We start from the raw sequence: 1,112 nt of genomic DNA, 5'->3' as shown, positions 1-1,112 counted from the left end.
ATGCGCGCGACCCCAGACTTTGACTTTGCGCTTGGCGAGAGCGCGCGGATGATCCGCGAGACGACGGCGCGTTTCGCCGACGAGCGGATCGCGCCGCTTGCGGCGCGGATCGACGCCGAGGACTGGTTCGCGCGCGAGCTGTGGCCCGAGATGGGGGCGCTCGGCCTGCACGGCATCACCGTCGAGGAGGAATGGGGCGGGGTCGGCCTCGGCTATCTCGAACATGTCCTCGCGGTCGAGGAAGTCAGCCGCGCCAGCGCCTCGATCGGGCTGAGCTATGGCGCGCACTCGAACCTGTGCGTCAACCAGATCCGCCGCTGGGGGACCGACGCGCAGAAGGCGAAGTACCTGCCCGGGCTGATCTCGGGCGAGCACGTCGGCAGCCTGGCGATGTCGGAGACCGGCGCCGGCTCGGACGTCGTCGGCATGAAGCTGCGCGCCGAGGCGGTCTCCGGCGGGTTCCGGCTCAACGGCACCAAGTTCTGGATCACCAACGGCACCTATGCCGATACGCTGGTGGTCTATGCCCGGACGGGCGAGGGCTCGAAGGGGATCACCGCGTTCCTGATCGAGAAGGGCATGGCCGGCTTTTCGGTCGGCCAGACGATCGACAAGATGGGCATGCGCGGCTCGCCGACCTGCGAGCTGGTGTTCGAGGACTGCCTCGTTCCCGAAGAGAACGTGATGGGCCCGCTGCACGGCGGCGTCGGGGTGCTGATGAGCGGGCTCGACTACGAGCGCGTCGTGCTCGCCGGATTGCAGCTCGGGATCATGCAGGCCTGCCTCGACACCGTGATCCCCTATGTCCGCGAGCGCCGGCAGTTCGGCAAGGCCATCGGCGCGTTCCAGCTGATGCAGGCCAAGGTGGCGGACATGTATGTCGCGCTGCAATCGGCGCGGGCCTATGTCTATGCGGTGGCCAGGGCGTGCGACGCGGGGCAGACGACGCGCTTCGACGCGGCAGGGGCGATCCTGCTGGCGAGCGAGAATGCGTTCCGGGTGGCGGGCGAGGCGGTGCAGGCGCTGGGCGGGGCGGGCTATACCAAGGACTGGCCGGTCGAACGCTACCTGCGCGACGCCAAGCTGCTCGACATCGGCGCGGGCACCAACGA

The 1,112-nt window shown here is 69.0% G+C and carries 1 protein-coding gene; it reads left to right on the top strand.

Annotation, left to right across the window (positions count from 1 at the left end; genetic code table 11):
- Nucleotides 1–1,112, top strand: a 1,112-nt coding sequence (locus B2G71_RS23560; protein WP_098109094.1) for an acyl-CoA dehydrogenase family protein, incomplete at its 3' end; no start/stop codon positions are given.

The sequence above is a fragment of the Novosphingobium sp. PC22D genome (assembly GCF_002556635.1).
Taxonomy (GTDB): domain Bacteria; phylum Pseudomonadota; class Alphaproteobacteria; order Sphingomonadales; family Sphingomonadaceae; genus Novosphingobium.
This window is presented reverse-complemented; position numbering and strand designations above follow the sequence as displayed.